Annotated in this window: 15 protein-coding genes; 6 read left to right on the forward strand and 9 right to left on the reverse strand. The window is 68.1% G+C overall.

Features of this window, described 5'->3' with window-relative positions:
- Positions 1 to 2 precede the first annotated feature (2 nt).
- From JL37_RS09210 to JL37_RS09225, 4 genes are all read left to right on the forward strand, one after another.
- Complete coding sequence (locus JL37_RS09210; protein ID WP_052097001.1) at positions 3 to 1,412, forward strand: sensor histidine kinase; 1,410 nt, start codon at positions 3 to 5, stop codon at positions 1,410 to 1,412.
- The gene (locus JL37_RS09215) at positions 1,402 to 2,532 is read left to right on the forward strand and encodes an ABC transporter substrate-binding protein (protein WP_052097004.1); all 1,131 of its coding nucleotides are present in this window, start codon (positions 1,402 to 1,404) and stop codon (positions 2,530 to 2,532) included. The genes JL37_RS09210 and JL37_RS09215 overlap by 11 nt, the downstream gene beginning before the upstream one ends.
- A gap of 280 nt (positions 2,533 to 2,812) precedes the next feature.
- On the forward strand, positions 2,813 to 3,898 hold the full coding sequence (locus tag JL37_RS09220; RefSeq protein ID WP_043543523.1) for a LuxR C-terminal-related transcriptional regulator: 1,086 nt from the start codon (positions 2,813 to 2,815) through the stop codon (positions 3,896 to 3,898).
- A 225-nt stretch (positions 3,899 to 4,123) separates the two neighbouring features.
- Positions 4,124 to 4,414 (forward strand): DUF4148 domain-containing protein, encoded by a 291-nt coding sequence (locus tag JL37_RS09225; RefSeq protein ID WP_043543524.1) that lies wholly within the window; start codon positions 4,124 to 4,126, stop codon positions 4,412 to 4,414.
- Positions 4,415 to 4,478: 64 nt separating this feature from the next.
- On the opposite strand, the gene JL37_RS09230 is transcribed toward JL37_RS09225, so the two are convergent.
- Positions 4,479 to 4,907 (reverse strand): VOC family protein, encoded by a 429-nt coding sequence (locus tag JL37_RS09230; protein WP_043543525.1) that lies wholly within the window; start codon positions 4,905 to 4,907, stop codon positions 4,479 to 4,481.
- A 246-nt stretch (positions 4,908 to 5,153) separates the two neighbouring features.
- Here JL37_RS09230 and JL37_RS09235 point away from each other — a divergent pair, with 246 nt between their 5' ends.
- The gene (locus tag JL37_RS09235) at positions 5,154 to 6,650 is read left to right on the forward strand and encodes a methyl-accepting chemotaxis protein (RefSeq protein WP_081955011.1); all 1,497 of its coding nucleotides are present in this window, start codon (positions 5,154 to 5,156) and stop codon (positions 6,648 to 6,650) included.
- A 69-nt stretch (positions 6,651 to 6,719) separates the two neighbouring features.
- On the opposite strand, the gene JL37_RS09240 is transcribed toward JL37_RS09235, so the two are convergent.
- Complete coding sequence (locus JL37_RS09240) at positions 6,720 to 7,688, reverse strand: tripartite tricarboxylate transporter substrate binding protein (protein WP_043543526.1); 969 nt, start codon at positions 7,686 to 7,688, stop codon at positions 6,720 to 6,722.
- Between the two features lie 20 nt (positions 7,689 to 7,708).
- Positions 7,709 to 9,295, reverse strand: a complete 1,587-nt coding sequence (locus JL37_RS09245) for a sulfatase (RefSeq protein ID WP_043543527.1) — start codon at positions 9,293 to 9,295, stop codon at positions 7,709 to 7,711.
- 139 nt (positions 9,296 to 9,434) lie between these two features.
- Here JL37_RS09245 and JL37_RS09250 point away from each other — a divergent pair, with 139 nt between their 5' ends.
- Positions 9,435 to 10,340 (forward strand): LysR family transcriptional regulator, encoded by a 906-nt coding sequence (locus tag JL37_RS09250; RefSeq protein ID WP_043543528.1) that lies wholly within the window; start codon positions 9,435 to 9,437, stop codon positions 10,338 to 10,340.
- A gap of 26 nt (positions 10,341 to 10,366) precedes the next feature.
- Here the strand turns inward: JL37_RS09250 and JL37_RS09255 are convergent, their stop codons facing one another.
- The 6 genes from JL37_RS09255 to JL37_RS09280 all read right to left on the reverse strand — a co-directional run bounded on the left by JL37_RS09255 (position 10,367) and on the right by JL37_RS09280 (position 16,059).
- Positions 10,367 to 10,810: a CopD family copper resistance protein gene (locus JL37_RS09255; protein ID WP_043543529.1), complete on the reverse strand. Its 444-nt coding sequence runs from the start codon at positions 10,808 to 10,810 to the stop codon at positions 10,367 to 10,369.
- 85 nt (positions 10,811 to 10,895) lie between these two features.
- A complete protein-coding gene (locus JL37_RS09260) occupies positions 10,896 to 13,025 on the reverse strand; it encodes a TonB-dependent receptor domain-containing protein (RefSeq protein WP_043543530.1) in 2,130 nt (709 codons plus the stop codon).
- Positions 13,026 to 13,092: 67 nt separating this feature from the next.
- Positions 13,093 to 13,536: a CopD family copper resistance protein gene (locus JL37_RS09265; RefSeq protein WP_043543532.1), complete on the reverse strand. Its 444-nt coding sequence runs from the start codon at positions 13,534 to 13,536 to the stop codon at positions 13,093 to 13,095.
- Between the two features lie 42 nt (positions 13,537 to 13,578).
- Entirely contained in the window at positions 13,579 to 14,268 is a 690-nt protein-coding gene (locus JL37_RS09270) for an ABC transporter ATP-binding protein (RefSeq protein ID WP_043543533.1), read from the reverse strand.
- Entirely contained in the window at positions 14,261 to 15,061 is an 801-nt protein-coding gene (locus JL37_RS09275) for an ABC transporter permease (RefSeq protein ID WP_052097005.1), read from the reverse strand. Before JL37_RS09275 ends, JL37_RS09270 begins: the two co-directional genes overlap by 8 nt.
- Entirely contained in the window at positions 15,058 to 16,059 is a 1,002-nt protein-coding gene (locus JL37_RS09280) for an ABC transporter substrate-binding protein (RefSeq protein ID WP_043543534.1), read from the reverse strand. Before JL37_RS09280 ends, JL37_RS09275 begins: the two co-directional genes overlap by 4 nt.
- Positions 16,060 to 16,075 lie beyond the last annotated feature (16 nt).

The following is a 16,075-nucleotide window of genomic DNA, read 5'->3' on the forward strand; positions in this document are numbered from 1 at the left end:
TCGTGCAGCACGGCCGCATTTCCGTCCGCCGCCGCCTGCTGGCCACGCTGCTGGCCCTGTTCGCGGTCGCGCTGGCGGCGCTCTACCTGCTGATCCGCGGCTATGCCCACCAGACCGCCGACATCACCTACGACCAACTCCTGCGCGCCTCCGTGCTGTCGATCGCGGACAGCCTGCAGCTGGTGCAGGGCGAATGGAGGATGGACATGCCGTACGCGTCGCTGGCGCTCCTGGAGCAGGCGCCGCGCGACCGCGTGTTCTATCGCGTCACCGCCGCCGGCGGCGAACTGATCTCGGGTTATGCGGACCTGCCCTCCCCTCCCGGACGCGGCAGCGCGGGCGCCGCGGATACGCCGCGTCTGTTCGAAGCCCATTACCAGGACCAGCCGGTGCGCATTGCCTGGATGGAACGCAAGATCGCCGGCCCGCGCGACGCCGAAACCGCCATCATCGAGGTCGCCCAGACCCGCGAGGCCCGCAACGCGCTGGCGCAAGGGATACTCTGGAAAGGCACGCTGGCCCTGATCGGCTTCGCCGCCGCGGCGCTGGCGCTGGCCTACTGGGGCCTGCGCCGCTCGCTCTCGCCCATCCAGCGCATCGAGCGCGAGCTGGCCAGCCGCAGCGCATCCGACCTGCATCCCATTGCCGCGCCCGTACCCGAGGAACTCGACACCCTGGTGCACGCGCTCGACGGCTTCATGTCCCGGCTCTCGGAGAACCTGGACACGCTGCGCCTCTTCATCGCCGAAGCCGCCCACCAGCTGCGCACGCCGCTGGCCGCTTTGCATGCCCAGATGGAGGTGGCGCTGGACGAGGAAGACCCCTCCGAGCAGCGCCGCAGCCTGCTGGCGGTATTGCGCAACGCCGAGAAGCTTTCGCGCCTGGTCAACCAGCTGCTCAGCGACGCCAGCGTCATCCACCGCAGCAACGTCAGGCAGTTCCAGCCGGTCGATCTGGCCGAGCTGCTCGGCCAGGCGCTGTACGACACCGTTCCACAGGCCGATCCCCAGCCGGACGTCCGCCTGCGCCTGCCCGACGCCGGCGCCGCGAACGCGCCGCGCGTCATGGGCGACAGCCTGATGCTGCGCGAAGCCTTCAAGAACCTCATCGACAACGCCCTGCGCCACGGCGCTACGGAAGACGGCCACATCGACGTGCGGCTGGAACCGGAAGGCCGGGGCTGGCGCATCACCGTGTCCGACCAGGGCCCCGGCATTGCGCCGGCACTGGCCAACACGGCCTTCGAGCGCTTCGCCCGCGGACCCAACCCGCGCGCGCCGGGAGCCGGCCTGGGGCTGTCGATCATCAAGCGGGTCGTCGACATCCATCAGGGCCGGCTCGCCCTGAGCAACCGCGTGGGCGGCGGCCTGGAGGCCGTGATCACGCTGCCGGGGATCCCGCATGGTGCGTAAGGCCATCGCCACCCTGCGCCGGCTCGCCGTCGCGGCCGCGCTGCTGCTGCCCATGGCCGGCCAGTCCGCCGAAACCAGCGGCGCCGGGCTCGCGCTGGGCCCCGCCGACAGCAGGAACGTGCTGGTCGTGCATGCTTCCAACAGCGTGCAGGTTTTCCGCGGCGTGCTGGAGGATTTCAGCAGGCTGAACCCCGCCATCCGCCTGGAATACACCGAGCTGTCCACGCAGGATCTGTACGCGCAGGCGGTGGCTCGCGCGTGGCAGGCGCCCGCCGCCAAGACCGGCCCTGACATCGTCATCAGCAGCGCCATGGACCTGCAGACCAAGCTGGTCAACGACGGCTATGCGCAGGCGCACGTCTCGCCCGCTACCCTCGCCCTGCCCGGCTGGGCCAACTGGCGCGACGAAGTCTTCAGCATCGGCACCGATCCCATCGTCATGGTCTACAACACGGACAAGCTCGCTGCGGAGCGCGCGCCGCACACCCGGCGCGAACTGCTGTCCTTGCTCCAGGCGCCCGACCAGCCGCTGGCCGGCGGCATCTCCACCTATGACGTCGAAGGCAGCGGCATCGGCTATCTGGCCGCCACCCAGGACACCCGCCTGGACAGCATGGCGGGCGCGCTTCTGGCCGCCCTCGGGCGCAACGGCGTTACGGTCCATGAATCGACGGAGCACGCCCTGGACCGGCTCGAACGCGGCGAAATCACCCTGGCCTACAACCTGCTGGAATCCTATACGCAGCACCGCATCGACCGCGGCGCCCCGCTGGCCATCGTCTATCCCCAGGACTACACGCTGATGCTGTCGCGTTCCGCCATCATTCCGCGGCAGGCGCCGCGCGCGGACCTGGGCGCGCTGTTTCTCGACTACCTGCTGTCTCCACGGGGGCAGGAGATGGTCTCGAAACAGTCCGGCATGCGGCCAGTCAGCGCCTCGGTCATCCCCGCCGCCGGGGTGCGCCCCGTCGGCCTGGGCGTAGGCCTGCTGGTCTATCTGGATCCGCTGAAGAAAAAACACTTCCTGGACCTGTGGCGCGCGGCGATCCAGCCAGCCGCCAAGGATGTAGCCGCCCCCCCGGCCCCGGGCGGCCCCGGCCCCGGCGGCATGGTTGATTGAAACAACCCGGTACGGGCGCACCAGATCGACGCCTGTGGCCGGCAAGCAGCGCCTGCCCAGGCTCTCCGGGCCCACGATTTTCTTCCGCGGCACGGATTTGCGAGGATAATTTCCAATGGGATCCGCGGCGGCCGGCAATCACCCGCGCCGGACTGCCCTGCCCCGCCGCGCGGACGAACCATCGCCGCGCGCCGCTCCCCCCTGACGAGGCCGGAGCCGTCCACAACAATCTGCGATGCGCGGCAGCGGCCGCTGCCTGAACCAGAGCCGGAGGCACCAAATGCCCCAGCACCCGATTGCGGTCCGGCGGGCCACCGAGGCCGTCAGCCACCTTGTCGACCCCGATCCGCCGTGGCAAGACATCCTGCGCACCGCGCGCGACATGGTGGGCGCCGACAGCGGCACGCTCATCGTTTTCGACGCGCGGCACAATCTGCTGAACCTGTCCGCCATCGGTTTCTCGAAAACCTGCGCCGCGGACTATCAGAATCACTACTACCGCTGCGACGTCCTCGAACGGGACTCCCGGCTGTCGCCCTGCGGAACGTGGCTGGACACCGCGAGGATGTATCCGCGAGGACAACTTCAGCGCACCGAGTTCTATACGGATTTCATGGTCAAGCACCGCATGGCGCAGATCCTGTCGCTGGTCGTCGAATCGAACGCCGTGATGCGCGCCGCCGTCGGCTTCCAGCGCTCGACCGTGGACGCCAAGGCCTGCGACCGGCTCCAGTCCGGCGCATTCGCCGGCTACTTCCGCATGCTGCGCAGCCAGCTGGCGCGACGCGAAAGCATGCTCGCCATCGGATGGAGAGCCATCGAAAGCGCGTTTACCGACGTCGGCGAGGCAGTCCTGCTGATCAGCAAGGACGCCATGGTCGACAAGATGTCCACCCTCGCCGCGCGCTACGTGGACGACGGGCATGGATGGAACGTGCGTGGCGGACGGCTGCGCCATGCCGACGGCAAGCTGCAGGCGCTGTTCGAGTCCCACTGCCTGGCCGTCGCGCGGGACGGCCAGGCGCGCTCCCTGGCTTCTGCTTCGGGCTGGGGCGAACTGTTCTGGATCGACATCAGCATGGCGCCCGACGCGCTCAACCTGATCGGCGGACGCATGCTGCTGGTGCGCATGCGGCGCAAGAGCGCGTTCGCGCCGCCGGATGTAGACAGGCTGGAATCGGTGTTCGCCATCACCCACGCGGAAGCGGCCGTGCTGGCGGGGCTGGCCACCGGCCACAGCGTGGATGAGGTCGCCATGCTGCGCCACGCCTCTGTGCTGACGGTGCGCAAACAGGTCGCATCCCTGCTCCACAAGATGGAGTGCAGCCGCCAATCCGAACTGGTCAGATTGGCCTCTTTGCTGTAGCCGGCCGGCTTCCCCGCCATGGCAAGCGTCCTCCTCGAAGGCGGCGGCGTACTTCATTTTAGTATGCGCCGCCAGCCGGCTCCGCCCTACGATGGATCCGAAGGCATGAAGCCAGGGGGAGGCCATGCCGGTCGCGCAGCTGTCCTTGCCCAAGGCTGCCTTGCCGTGAGCCCAAGGACACCGGGCCCCAATGCTGCGCTCATTCTTGCCATCGAGGAGCACTTCATGAAGACCGCCCTATTGTTCCGCGCCGCCGCGCCCGCCGCCCTTGCGGCCGCCGCGCTGCTGTCCACCCCGGCAAGCGCGCAAATGTCCACCAGCTCGCCCGACACCAACACCACGGTCACCCGCGAGGACGTCATGCGCGACCTGGCCGCCTGGAAACAGGCCGGCCTGGAAAACAACTGGAACAGCGAAAACACGCCGGACATCAACAGTCCGGAGTATCTCGCCAGCTACAAGAAATACGTGGACACGGTGAAACCCGCTGCCGCCCCCCCGGTTCGGACCCAGTGACGAGATCCCAGGCGGGCGCCGATGCGCAGCGCGCGGGAATGGGCGCAGACCCGTTCCCGCGCCGTCAAAAGGTCACCTTGACCGACGGCGCGCTGCGCCGGGCCTCGCCGTGGAACACCGCTTCGATGTTGTTGCCGTCCGGATCCAGCACAAAGGCGCCGTAATAGCCCGGGTGGTAGTCCCGAAAGCCGGGCGCGCCATTGTCCTTGCCGCCGTTGGCCATCGCGGCCTGGTAGAACGCATTCACCATTGCCTGGTCGCGCGCCTGGAACGCCAGATGATGGCGGCCCGTCAACTGCCCCAGCGCCGCCTTGCTGTCCGCCGTGGACACGAACAGTTCGTCCGCCCAGAAGTAATCGTCGCCCGAGCCTCCCATCGGCACCTCCAGGGCATCGAATACCGCCTGGTAGAACCGCCGGCTGGCGGCCAGGTCCCGCACCACCAGTTGAATGTGGTCGAGCAGCCGGCCGCGATGGATTTCATGGGTCTGCATGAGACGCTCCTGTGAGGGGGAGCTTTTGAATATAACGCTGGTCATGCCGGGCATGGTCGTGGCGCGATCCGGAGCCAGGCCGAGGCGCGCCCCGGTCCGGCATCCCGGGCGGCGAGGCATGCCCGCTGAGGGATGGCCGCAACAAATCGACAAAATATTTTGGAATAAATGTTCACAAATTGCTATTCGTCTATCAAAATCTAGCGTGCGCGGCTCTTCGCGCTTCCCCTGCCCGAGGACCTGCCCATGCGCACCGCAAGCCGCTTGCTGGAAGACTCGTATCGCCGGACCGACCGCGCCATGCTGCCGTTGCTCTGGTTGCTGTTCATCGTGGGCCTGTGCATGGCGCCGCAATACGGCCGATGGGCCGTCGCCGTCACGGCGGGCATGCTGGCGGCGGGAATTCCCACGCTGTTGATCCTCTGGCGCCCTGGCGCTTTGACCACCCGTCTTGCCGTCGCCTGTGGATTGATGGTCCTGGCCGCTCTACATATCCACCTGATGTCGGGCCAGACCGAAATCCACTTCGGCATCTTCGTGCTGCTCTCCCTGCTCCTCGCATACCGTGACTGGCGGACCATCCTGTGCGGAGCCCTGGTGATCGCGGTGCATCACCTGTCCTTCAACTATCTTCAGCAATGGGGATATGGCGCGCTCTGTTTTACCGAACCCAGCCTGGGCATGGTGCTGCTGCATGCCTCCTATGTGGTAGTGCAGGCCGCCGCGCTGGGCTGGCTGGCCTGGAAGATGGAACGCGCCGGCATCGCCGCCGAAGAACTGGCCCGGCTCAGCGCGCATATCGGGCGCGAGCCCGGGGTGTTCGACCTGCGGTTCGGCGGCCTGAGCATGAACAGCGGCCTGGCCCGCAGCTTCAAGACCACCATGGACGCCGTGCACCGGACCATGAGCGACGTGCGCACCACGGCATCGGCCCTCTCGGCCGCCTCCCACGAAATGATGCAGGGCAACCTGCAACTCGAAGAGCGCTCGCGCACGCAGGCCGAATCGCTGGCGCAGACCGCAACGTCCATGCGTGACCTGGCCGCCAATGTCCACGACAACGCCGCCCATGCGCAACAGGCCCGGCAACTGACCGACCAGGCGCGCCAGATCGTCGGCACCGGCAGCACGGCGGTTGCCGGCGTCGCGACCGTCATGGGGGAAATCCAGCAGGAAGCGCAGAAAATCTCCGAAATCACCGGACTGATAGACAGCATCGCGTTCCAGACGAACATCCTGGCCTTGAACGCGGCGGTGGAAGCGGCCCGCGCGGGCGAGAGCGGCCGAGGCTTCGCCGTCGTGGCGACCGAGGTCCGCGCGCTGGCTCAGCGCAGCGCCGGCGCCGCGCGCGAGATCCGTGTCCTTATCGACGGCTCGCTGGAAAAGACCAGCAACGGCTTCCGTCAGGCGGACGCCGCCTCCGGCGTGATACGCGAGGTCGTGTCCAGCATAGACCGGGTTGCGGGCATCGTGGGCCAGATCGGCGATGCGGGCCGGGCGCAAAGCACGGACATCGAAGAGGTCAACCAGGCAGTCGCCAAGATGGACGAACTGACCCGGCAGACCGCGGCCCGCGTAGCGGAAGCCGCGAACGCGTCGACGGCCCTGCAATCCCAGGCCGCCCAGCTGCTGCAGGCCGTCGGAGTATTCCGCCTGCAGGGCGGCGAGCTGGTCGAGGAATCCGCCGAGCCCAGGCAGCTTGCCCGCTCCCGGCCCGCCACGCTGGCGCTGGATGGAATCTGACGACAGGCGGCTGCGCTCGCTTGCTGAGATGGGATTTCCTGCCGCTGTGGGGATGGCGCGGCGGCCCCGCTATTCTCCCTTGATGCCGGCCTTTTCGATCACGCCCTTCCAGCCCAGGGCTTCCCTGCGCACCCACGCCTGAGCCTCGTCCCGCCCCGCGAATGGCCCGCGCATCCCCAGCGCCGCCATGCTCTGCTGGAACTCCGGCAAGGCATACACCTGGGCAAGCGTTTTCTCCCATACCCGCGCAATCGACCCGGGCGTCCCCTTGGGAGCCATCACCAGGAACGCGAAGGCCACGTCGTAGTCCTTCAGGCCTGCCACGCCCGACTGCGCTGCCGTCGGCACGTCGGGCAGGTCCGCGTCGCGCTCCTTGCCCGATACCGCAATCGCCCGCAGCTTGCCCGCCTTCACGTGCGGCAGGACGCCGGGCACCGCGAGGAAGGCGGCCTGGATCTGGTCCCCCAGCAAGGCGTTGACCGCCGGGGCGTTGCCGCGATAGGGAACGTGCGCGACCTCCATGCCTGCGGCCAGTCGCAGCTTCTCGAAAGCCAGGTTGCCGGGGCTGCCGTAGCCGGCGGAGGCGTAGGTGATGGGGTGCGATTTGGCGTATCCCAGGAATTCGTCCAGCGTGCCTATGCCGAGTTCGGGCCGCACGGCCAGCGCCAAACCGAAGCTGCCCGCCAGGCTCAGCGGTTCCAGCCGCCGGGTGACTTCCTGGTCCAGGCCCTTGAATATGAAGGGGTTGACGGTCATCAGGGTGTCGAGCGTCATGAGCAGCGTATAGCCGTCCGGCGCGGCCTGGGCGACGGACTGGGCGCCGATGTTGCCGGAGGCGCCCGAACGGTTTTCGACGATGACCGTCTGGCCCAGGATTTTGCCCGCGTGCTGGGCGATGGCCCGGGCCTCGAGATCCAGCGGGCCCGCCGGCGGAAAGTTGACGACGAGGCGGATCGGCCGCGCGGGGTAATCGGACGGCGCGGCGGCCGCGCTGCCGGCGGCAAGCAAGGCGGCACAGAGCAGCAAGGACTTGATCATGCTTTTCTCCTGCGTGGGGGTCAGGCGATGGCGGAGGGATGCGGGCTGGTTTCGGCGTGACGGATCATGCTGCGCGAGAGCTCCATGAGCAGTTCTCCGCGCAGCGCGCCGGCGGCCGGATCGCTCCACAGGTTGCGCAGCTCGTGGGGGTCTTCCTGCAGATCGTAGAGTTCGGCCCAGTCGGCGTCGGCGTACACGCTCAGCCGGTGCCGCGGGGTTTGCAGCGTGCGCATGCGGGTGCGGCCCGCGAAGCCGAACATGGTGCGCTGACCTTCTTCCTCGATGAGAACCGCATCGCGCACCGTATCGGCGGCGCCCGACATCAGCGGCAGCAGGGACGCGCCCTGCATGCCGTTATAGGCCGGCAGCCCCGCGCGGGCGAGCACGGTGGCGGCGATATCGGCGGTGGAACACAGGGCCTGGCTGCGCGGAGCCGCCGGCGCGGCGAGCGGATCGCGCCAGATGAACGGCGTGCGGATGAGGCTTTGGTAATGGACAGGGCCCTTGAGCAACAGTTGATGATCGCCGAAGTAATCGCCATGGTCGCTGGTGAAGATAACGACGGTGTTGTCGTCCAGTCCGGCCTGGCGCAACGCCTGCATGACGCGGCCGATCGTGGCGTCGATGTGGCTGATGGAGCCGTAGTTCAGGGCGATGGCCTCGCGCGCCTCGCGTTCGGTGCAGGCGAAGATCGCGGGGGTATGTTTGACGGCCTTGCGCTCGTCGCGCTGCCGATAAAGCCAGGCCACGTGGGGCGGGGGCTCGCGGCCGGGCGCGGCGCTGGCGTGGAAGGATTCCGGCAGCGTCACGTCTTCGGGGCGGTACATGTCCCAATACTTGCCGTGAGGCGTGAAGGGATGGTGCGGATCGGGAAAGGAACACTGGATGAAGAACGGCTTTCCGTCCGCGGCATACTCACGCAGTAGCGCAATGGTCTGGTCGCCGATGTAGGCGTTGGTCGAGCAATCCTCCGGCACGCGAGTGCGCCAGGCCTGTTGGTGTTCGGTCAGCACGAAGCCGGGCGCGGGCAAGGCATGTTCCGGCCCCCACAAGCGCCGGACCTCTGGGTGTTCCCGGGCCAGCCAGCGCTCGTAGTGCCCCCAGACCTGGTCGCCGTGATCCACCGCCAGCGCCACGCGCCCGAAGCCGTAGAACGGCGTGTCCAGGTCATGGCGCGGATCGGTGCGCCACAGCGGTCCCCATTCCTGGTCGAAGTTGCCGGGCTCGGGGGCCCAGGCCTCTCCCTGCGCGCCATCGCCTCCGGCGGGCGGCCAGACCGGGCCCTTGCCCGTCATGTTCTGCAGGTGCGCTTTGCCGACCAACGCGGTGGCGTAGCCCGCGCAGCGCAGGCGTTCGACGAACGTGGTGGCGCGTTGCGACAGCGGGATGCCGTTGTGGCGCGCCCCATGCACCGAGGGCATGCGCCCGGTCATCAGCGTGGCGCGGTTGGGCATGCAGATCGGCGATGCGACGTAGAAGCGGTCCGCGGACCACCCCTGCTTCGCGAGCGCGTCTAGCTCGGGCGTGCGCAACATGGCGTTGCCATAGCTGCCCAGATGATCCGCGCGCTGCTGATCCGTGATGAATAGCAGGAAATTCGGCTGCATCGTGTCTCCTCGCCGCCGGCTTGCTGCCGGCCTGGCTCTGTTGTCCGGCCATTATGTGGAGAGCAGACATAAATTGATAATGAATTAATATTACCGAGCCATAACCGTGTATTTATGCCTTGAAGACGGACGAACACGCATGGACTGGACCCATCGAATCCGCCTGCGCCACCTGGCCATCCTGGTGCGCCTGTGCGACACCCGCAACCTGAGCCAGGTCGCATCGGAACTCAACATTACGCAGCCCGCGCTGTCGAAGTGGCTGAAGGACCTGGAGCAGGACATCGGCCTGCCCCTCTTCGAGCGCCATGCGCGCGGCATCGAACCCACGGCCTATGGGCTTGAACTGCGCACCCACGCGCGCGAGATACTTGGCAAGCTGGGCCGCGCCCAGGACACCATGGCGCAACTGGCCCGCGGCGCCACCGGGACGCTGGCCGTGGGCGTCACGCCCAATATCGCGCCGGTGCTGCTGCCGCCCAGCATCCAGCGCTTCCGCGAACGCTATCCCCGGGTGCTGCTGCGGCTGGCGGAGAACACGCTGGACTACCTGCTTCCCCTTATGCAGGAAGGGACGTTCGACGTCCTGGTAGGCCGCCTTGAGCAACACTCCTTGCCGCGCAACCTGCATTACGAAGAGCTCTACGACGAACCGATCTGCCTGGCCGTAGGCAGCACGCATCCCCTGGCCGGCAAGCGCAAGGTCACCTGGAAGGACGTGCAGGATTACCCCTGGATCGCGCCAGGCCCTTCCACGCCGATGCGGATGCGCATGGACTACGAGCTGGCACTGGCCGGGCAACCCGCGCCATGGCAGCAGGTGGAATCATCGTCGGTGCTGGTCAACCTGGCGTTGCTGGAGGATTCGGACCTGGTGATGCCGATCTCGGAACGGCTGGCCCGGCATTTCGCGAAGCAGAACATGATCAGGGTGCTGCCACTTGCGATGCGCAGCCGGGGCATCACCGGCATGGTATGGCGGGATGCGGCGCTGGCGTCGGAGCATGCCGCGTACTTCATGGAGTGCCTGCGGCTGGCGAGATGAGACGGCGGCACGGCCTCGCCGCCCGCCTACCACGTCACGTAGAACATCGCCTTCGCCAGAATCACGATGGCCACCATATGGCAGAACACGCTGATGTGCAGCCGCCGCTGCAACTCGCCGGTCAGGCGCTTGCGCCTGGCCAGCAGCAAGGCGGCCACGACGTGGACCAGCACGCTGAGGGCGAGCGCGATCTTCAAGGCCAGCAGGATGCCGAAGGACGAGCTGCCCGGACTGGCCAGCGCGCCGCGGTGCTGCCAGGCCAGGCCCAGGCCGGCCAGGTAAAGCGCCAGCACTGACCAGGGAACCACCGAACGCACCCGCGGGCCGAGCTGGCTGCCCAGCGCCTTGCGCACGTCAGGGGGCAGCCGCCTGTGCACGGGCTCCAGGAACAGCACCTCGAAGGTCACGGTGCCAACGAAAACGAAGGCGGCCAACAGGTGCAGGATGAGCAGCAAGGGATAGGCATTCATGGCTGGAAGGCTCCGTTGCACCTGATTGTCTCATTGCGGGCGGACCGCCGGGAATGAGATACATCAAGCCCGCCCGGCCGTTCCGCTAGAACCGGTAGGCCACCCCCGCGCTGAAGGAACGCCCGTTGCCGGGCAGGAAGATCGGCATGGCGGGCGTGGCCGTGTTGCGGATGGCATAGCTGCTGGCGTAGGTCTTGTCGGTCAGATTGTCCGCCTGCACGTATCCGCTCCAATGCGCGTCATGTTCGTACGCCACCTTGAACCCCAGCAGCGCATAGGCGTTCTGCTGCGTGCCGGGCGCGTTCGCATGGTTGGTCTCGGTATCGCTCATCAGCCAGCGCAGGTTCGGACCGAAGCGCCAGCCTCCCACGCGGTACATGACTTCGGCGCTGAGCAGATGGCGCGGCACGCCGGCGATGCGGTTGCCCTGGTATTCGCCGCTGCGGAAGCGGAAGTCGCTGAAGGTGTAGGCGATGCGGTAGTCGAACAGGCCGGCGCCAGGCGACGGCAGGCTGCCGTTGATGCCGGCTTCGATGCCCTGATGGCGCGTGCGGCCGGCGTAGTTGTACGTGCCGGCGGGCGTGCCGTTGGCGTTGGTGACGGACATGAGTTCGTCTTCGACATTGCTGCGGTACAGCGACACGGTCCAGTTCAGGTCGCGCCCCGCGACGTTGAAGCTGCCGTCTCCGCCGACCTCGTAGGTGAGCGCGCGCTGCAGGTCGAGCTTGCTCATGGAGGTGACGGCGCTGGCGGGGTTCATGGGCGCGGGCACTTCGCCATTGACGATTTCCCAGAAGGTGGGCGCCTCGTTGCTGCGGCTGATGTTGGCGTACCAGCGCTGCGTGGCGGCCGGCTGCCAGATGATGCCTCCGCGCGGCGTGGCGTAGTCCCAATCCTGGTCCAGAGTCTTGCCGGTGTTGCGCTCGCGCGCGTCGCGCACGGCCTGGGTGTATTTCAGGTCGCCGACGAGACTGAGCTGCTCGGTGACGTGCCAGTTCGCGCCGACCAGCGCGCTACGGTTCTCGGCCTTGAGGTCGTAGGCGCCGAAGCGCTGCAGGCGGCTGCCGTCGGCGGGACGGATGGCGTAGAGATCCCGGTCCATGTCGCTGCGCTGCCAGTCCAGGGCCACGCGGTAGTCCACGCTGCCGGCCTTGCCCGCCAACTGCCATGCCAGGCCATAGGTATCGCCGTCCGTGACGTTGGCCACCTGGGGATTGGTGAAGTCGTCATTGGTGCGCTGCCAGTAGATGCCGGCAGTCTGATTCAAGGCATCCGTGCCCCAGTAGCTGCGGTTCGCGATGCGGAACTGGCTGGTATCGCGGTGGGGATCGCGCTTGTAGACGTTGTTTGCCAGATCCTGGGGCGTGGTCCCGTCGCCCAGCACGCTGCGCGGGTCCTCGTACATGCGCGCCTTGGGGATGGGCTGGGGAATGTCGAACTTGAGGTCCGTGTAGGACAGATAGGTACGGTTCTCGAAAGTGCCGCGGCGAAAGCCCAGGTTGCCCTGGAAGCTGGACCGCTCGGACGCGGAATGGTGGCGGTAGCCGTCCGACTTGTCGTAGCCGAAGCTGAAGCGGCCATCCAGGCGCTCGTCTTCGAAGCCCTTCGACAGCGTGAGGCTGCGCGAGCCAAAGCTGCCTCCGCCCAGGCGGATGACGTCGTTCTGGACGCCGGTAAGAGATTGGAAGTCGACCTCGCCGCCCAGCGTGCTGGCGCCCGGCGACAGCGCATTGGCGCCGCGGCGCGCGGTGACCAGGCCGGCGTTGCGCGGTTCCAGCAGGCTGATGATGAAGGATCCATCGGCGTCATTGAGCGGCAGGCCGTCCTGCATGAGCAGGATGCCGCGGCTCAAGGGGTTGCTCTGGATGCCCGAGCCGCGGATGTTCAGGCGCGGCTGGTCCAGGCCCCCGAAGAACTCCTGGACGATGATGCCGGGCTGGTAGTCCAGCGCGTCGCGCAGCGTGATCAGGCGCACTTCCTGCTGGGGCTGGGCCAGGTTGGTGCCGCCCGGCACGGTCCGCAATTCCGCCTCGGCCTGCTGTGGACCGGGATCCAGGACACGCGTGAGGGATTCGCCGGACACCACCACGGGAGCCAGCGAGGGCACCGCCTGCCGGGCTGGAGCTTGCGCGGTTTGCTGGGCGTAGGCCGAAGACAGGCCGAGCGCGCCGAAAGCGAGGCTGGACGCCAGTTGGCGCAGGACGAGGGACGTCATGGGAATGCTTCCACGTAGAGCGAGAAAAGGGCTGGACAGGAGCCGGCGCGTTGGAGCGCGGGCCGGCTTACCAGGACAGATGAAACATGGTCTTGGCCAGCAGCACGATGCCGACCATGTGACAGAACACACTGATGTGCACCCTTCTGCGCAGCGCGCTGTGCAAGCGCTGGCGCCGCGCCAGCGTCATGGCGGCGATCACGTGGACGAGCACGCTGGAGGCAAGCGCGATCTTGATCGACAGCAGCAGGCCGAAGGACGAACTGCCCGGGCTGGCGAGCGCGCCCCGGTACTGCCAGGCCATGCCGAGGCCGGCCAGGTAGAGAACCAGGACGGCCCAAGGCACCACGGCGCGCACCCGCGGACCGAGCTGGCCGCCCAGCGCCTTGCGCACGTCCGCGGGCAGGCGCTTCTGCACAGGCTCCAGGAACAGCACTTCGAACGTAACGGTGCCGACGAAGACAAAGGCGGCGAACAGATGCAGGACGAGCAAAAACGGATATGTGTTCATGACGATGCTCCGGTATTGGGAAACAGGAAATCGGGACACGCCTCAGGCCGGCCCGCCGGCCGCCAGAAGCAGCTCGCGCAGGCGTTCCGCGCCGCCCCTGCCGCCGCTCGGCCCGTCCAGCGTGATTGGCGTCACGCGGCCACGGTCGACCATGACGCAGCGGTCGACCAGCCCCAGCAGCTCTTCCGGATCGTGGCTGATGCACAGCAGGGCCGCGCCGCTCGCGGCCAGTTCCTCCCCGCAGCACGCGGCAAGCTGGCGGCGCAACGCGGGATCCAGCGCGCTGAAGGGCTCGTCCAGCATCAGCAGGTCGGGAGCCATGGCCAGCGCGCGGGCCAGGGCCACGCGCTGCGCCATGCCGCCGGACAACTCGCCAGGCCAGGACAGCATGGCGCCGTCCAGGCCGACCCGGGCCAGCCACTGCCCGGCCAGCGCTCGCGCCTTGCCGGCGGAATGCCCCGCTCCGCGCAATGGCAGGGCGACGTTGTCGAGCGCGTGGCGCCACGGCAGCAGCCGGGGCTCCTGGAACATCAGCACGGGAAGCCGGAATGCATTGCGCAGCACGCCGCCGCCTGGCCGCGCGAGGCCGGCGGCCAGGCGCAGCAGGCTGCTCTTGCCCGCTCCGCTGGGGCCGATCAGGCCCAGCCGCTCGCCGGGCAGCAAGCGCAGGTCCACGTCCCGCAGCACGGTCCGGGCGCCATAGCGCAAGGAGAGGGATTGCATCTCAAGCATGGCTGGGCTCCATCCAGCGCCCCAGCCGGCGTTGCAGCGGCTGCAGGAACACGAATTCCAGCAGGGCCACCAGGCCCAGGATCAGCAAGACCCAGGCGAAGAGCTCGGCGGTGTCGAAGGTGCTGCGGGCATTGGCCAGGGCATAGCCCACGCCATTCTCGGCGCCCAGCACCTCGGCCATGACCACCAGCCGCACGCCCCCGCAGGCGGCAATCAGCAATGCCGCCAGCAGCGGCGCGCTGAGCGCGGGCAGGTACAGGTGGCGCAAGCGCAGCCAGGGGCCGTAGCGGTAGACGTGGCTCATCTCGATCAACCTGCGGTCCACGTGCAGCATGCCTTTGACGGTATTGACGTACATGCCGGGCGCCATCATCAGCGTGGTGATGAAGATCACCATGGGCGAACCCAGGCCGAACCACAGCATGGCCAGCACCACGACGACCACAGGCGGCATGGCCATCAACAGCCAACGCAACGGCTCGATCAATCCGCGCAGCCGGGCGCTGTGCCCGGCCAGCACGCCCAGCGCGAATCCGATGGACGCGCCCGCCAGCACACCCGCCCCGATGCGCATCAGACTGACACCCGCGTTGGCGAAGAATTGCGGACTGCGGACCAGCGGACCTATGGCGCGCAATGCGTCCCAGGGCGTGGCCATCAACAACGGACCGAACTGCCGCGCGGCCACGTGCCAGGCCAGCAGAATCAGCAGCACGCCCGCGGCGCTCCAGGCGCGCGAGGTGCGCGCCGGCGCGGTAAGAACGGGGCCCTGCCCCAGCCGCGATCCGCTCATGGCGCGTAGAACCCGGCGGGCGGCAGGCTGCCGCCGATGGCCTGCGGATAACGGTCGGCCAGCAGGCGGTACAGCGCCTCCAGCTCGGGGCGGGCGGCCTCGGCGCTGCGGCTCTCCAGGCGTGTGCCGCGTATCGCGGTCTCGATGGCGGGCTGGGGCAGATGCGGCAGGTGATCGCGCACCAGCGCCGCGCACTCGGCGGGATGTTCGACGCACCAGCGCGCGGAAGCGGCATACGCCCGGTTCACGGCGCGGCAGAGTTCGGCGTCCTCCGCCACGCGGGGAGCGGCCATCACGCCGGCCTGCGGCAGCGAGGGCTGCGCGGGAAAGGCAGCGCGCCAGGCCTGCTCAAGGCTCTGGCCGCGAAAAAGCGCCGGCGCCCCTTCGGTCTGTCCGGCCCGCCACAGCAGCAGCGAGGCCATGGGCTCGACCAATAGCGCCTGGTCCGCCTGGCCGTTGAGCATCAGCGCGATCGCGTCCTGGCCGTCGCGGGTGCGACGCAACGCCACCGGCGCCAGGCCCCGGGCGGACTGCGCCGCGAGCAGGGTATCCAGCAGCACCGCCGGCAGGTCGCGCTGGAACGGCGCCACCAGTTCGCGGCCGGCCAGGTCCTCGAAGGTCTGCACGGCCGGATCGCGGCTGACCAGCCACAGAATGCCCCAGACCGAAATGTTCAGCAGGCGCACCGGCATGCCGCGGTTGTACAGCAGGGCCGGCAGCGTGCAGGGCGCGGCGCTGAAGTCGAGCTCTCCGTTGACCAGCAGCGTGCGCAGCTGATCGGGGGTCTGCCACAAGCGGAAGCGCAGCCGGTCCGCGTGTTCCGCCAAGGCGCCGGTGGCGGCCATATGCATCAAGGGGTAGCTGACCACGGCCCCCGGGCCGGCCAGCGTCAACACGGCATGGCGGCGCGGCGCCGCGCGCGCGATCGACACGCCGGACGCCAAGGCCATCCCAAGAGCGGCCGCGCAGAGGCGGCGGCGCATAGCTGAATCATTCATTGAATTTCAAATAAGA

Source organism: Achromobacter sp. RTa (assembly GCF_000757485.1).
GTDB lineage: Bacteria > Pseudomonadota > Gammaproteobacteria > Burkholderiales > Burkholderiaceae_B > Achromobacter.

Excerpts from the sequence above, each read along its gene's own strand:
- JL37_RS09215 (WP_052097004.1), top strand. The coding sequence starts at position 1,402 with ATGGTGCGTAAGGCCATCGCCACCCTGCGCCGGCTCGCCGTCGCGGCC.
- JL37_RS09220 (WP_043543523.1), top strand. The coding sequence starts at position 2,813 with ATGCCCCAGCACCCGATTGCGGTCCGGCGGGCCACCGAGGCCGTCAGC.
- JL37_RS09225 (WP_043543524.1), top strand. The coding sequence starts at position 4,124 with ATGAAGACCGCCCTATTGTTCCGCGCCGCCGCGCCCGCCGCCCTTGCG.
- JL37_RS09230 (WP_043543525.1), bottom strand. The coding sequence starts at position 4,907 with ATGCAGACCCATGAAATCCATCGCGGCCGGCTGCTCGACCACATTCAA.
- JL37_RS09235 (WP_081955011.1), top strand. The coding sequence starts at position 5,154 with ATGCGCACCGCAAGCCGCTTGCTGGAAGACTCGTATCGCCGGACCGAC.
- JL37_RS09240 (WP_043543526.1), bottom strand. The coding sequence starts at position 7,688 with ATGATCAAGTCCTTGCTGCTCTGTGCCGCCTTGCTTGCCGCCGGCAGC.
- JL37_RS09245 (WP_043543527.1), bottom strand. The coding sequence starts at position 9,295 with ATGCAGCCGAATTTCCTGCTATTCATCACGGATCAGCAGCGCGCGGAT.
- JL37_RS09250 (WP_043543528.1), top strand. The coding sequence starts at position 9,435 with ATGGACTGGACCCATCGAATCCGCCTGCGCCACCTGGCCATCCTGGTG.
- JL37_RS09255 (WP_043543529.1), bottom strand. The coding sequence starts at position 10,810 with ATGAATGCCTATCCCTTGCTGCTCATCCTGCACCTGTTGGCCGCCTTC.
- JL37_RS09260 (WP_043543530.1), bottom strand. The coding sequence starts at position 13,025 with ATGACGTCCCTCGTCCTGCGCCAACTGGCGTCCAGCCTCGCTTTCGGC.
- JL37_RS09265 (WP_043543532.1), bottom strand. The coding sequence starts at position 13,536 with ATGAACACATATCCGTTTTTGCTCGTCCTGCATCTGTTCGCCGCCTTT.
- JL37_RS09270 (WP_043543533.1), bottom strand. The coding sequence starts at position 14,268 with ATGCTTGAGATGCAATCCCTCTCCTTGCGCTATGGCGCCCGGACCGTG.
- JL37_RS09275 (WP_052097005.1), bottom strand. The coding sequence starts at position 15,061 with ATGAGCGGATCGCGGCTGGGGCAGGGCCCCGTTCTTACCGCGCCGGCG.
- JL37_RS09280 (WP_043543534.1), bottom strand. The coding sequence starts at position 16,059 with ATGAATGATTCAGCTATGCGCCGCCGCCTCTGCGCGGCCGCTCTTGGG.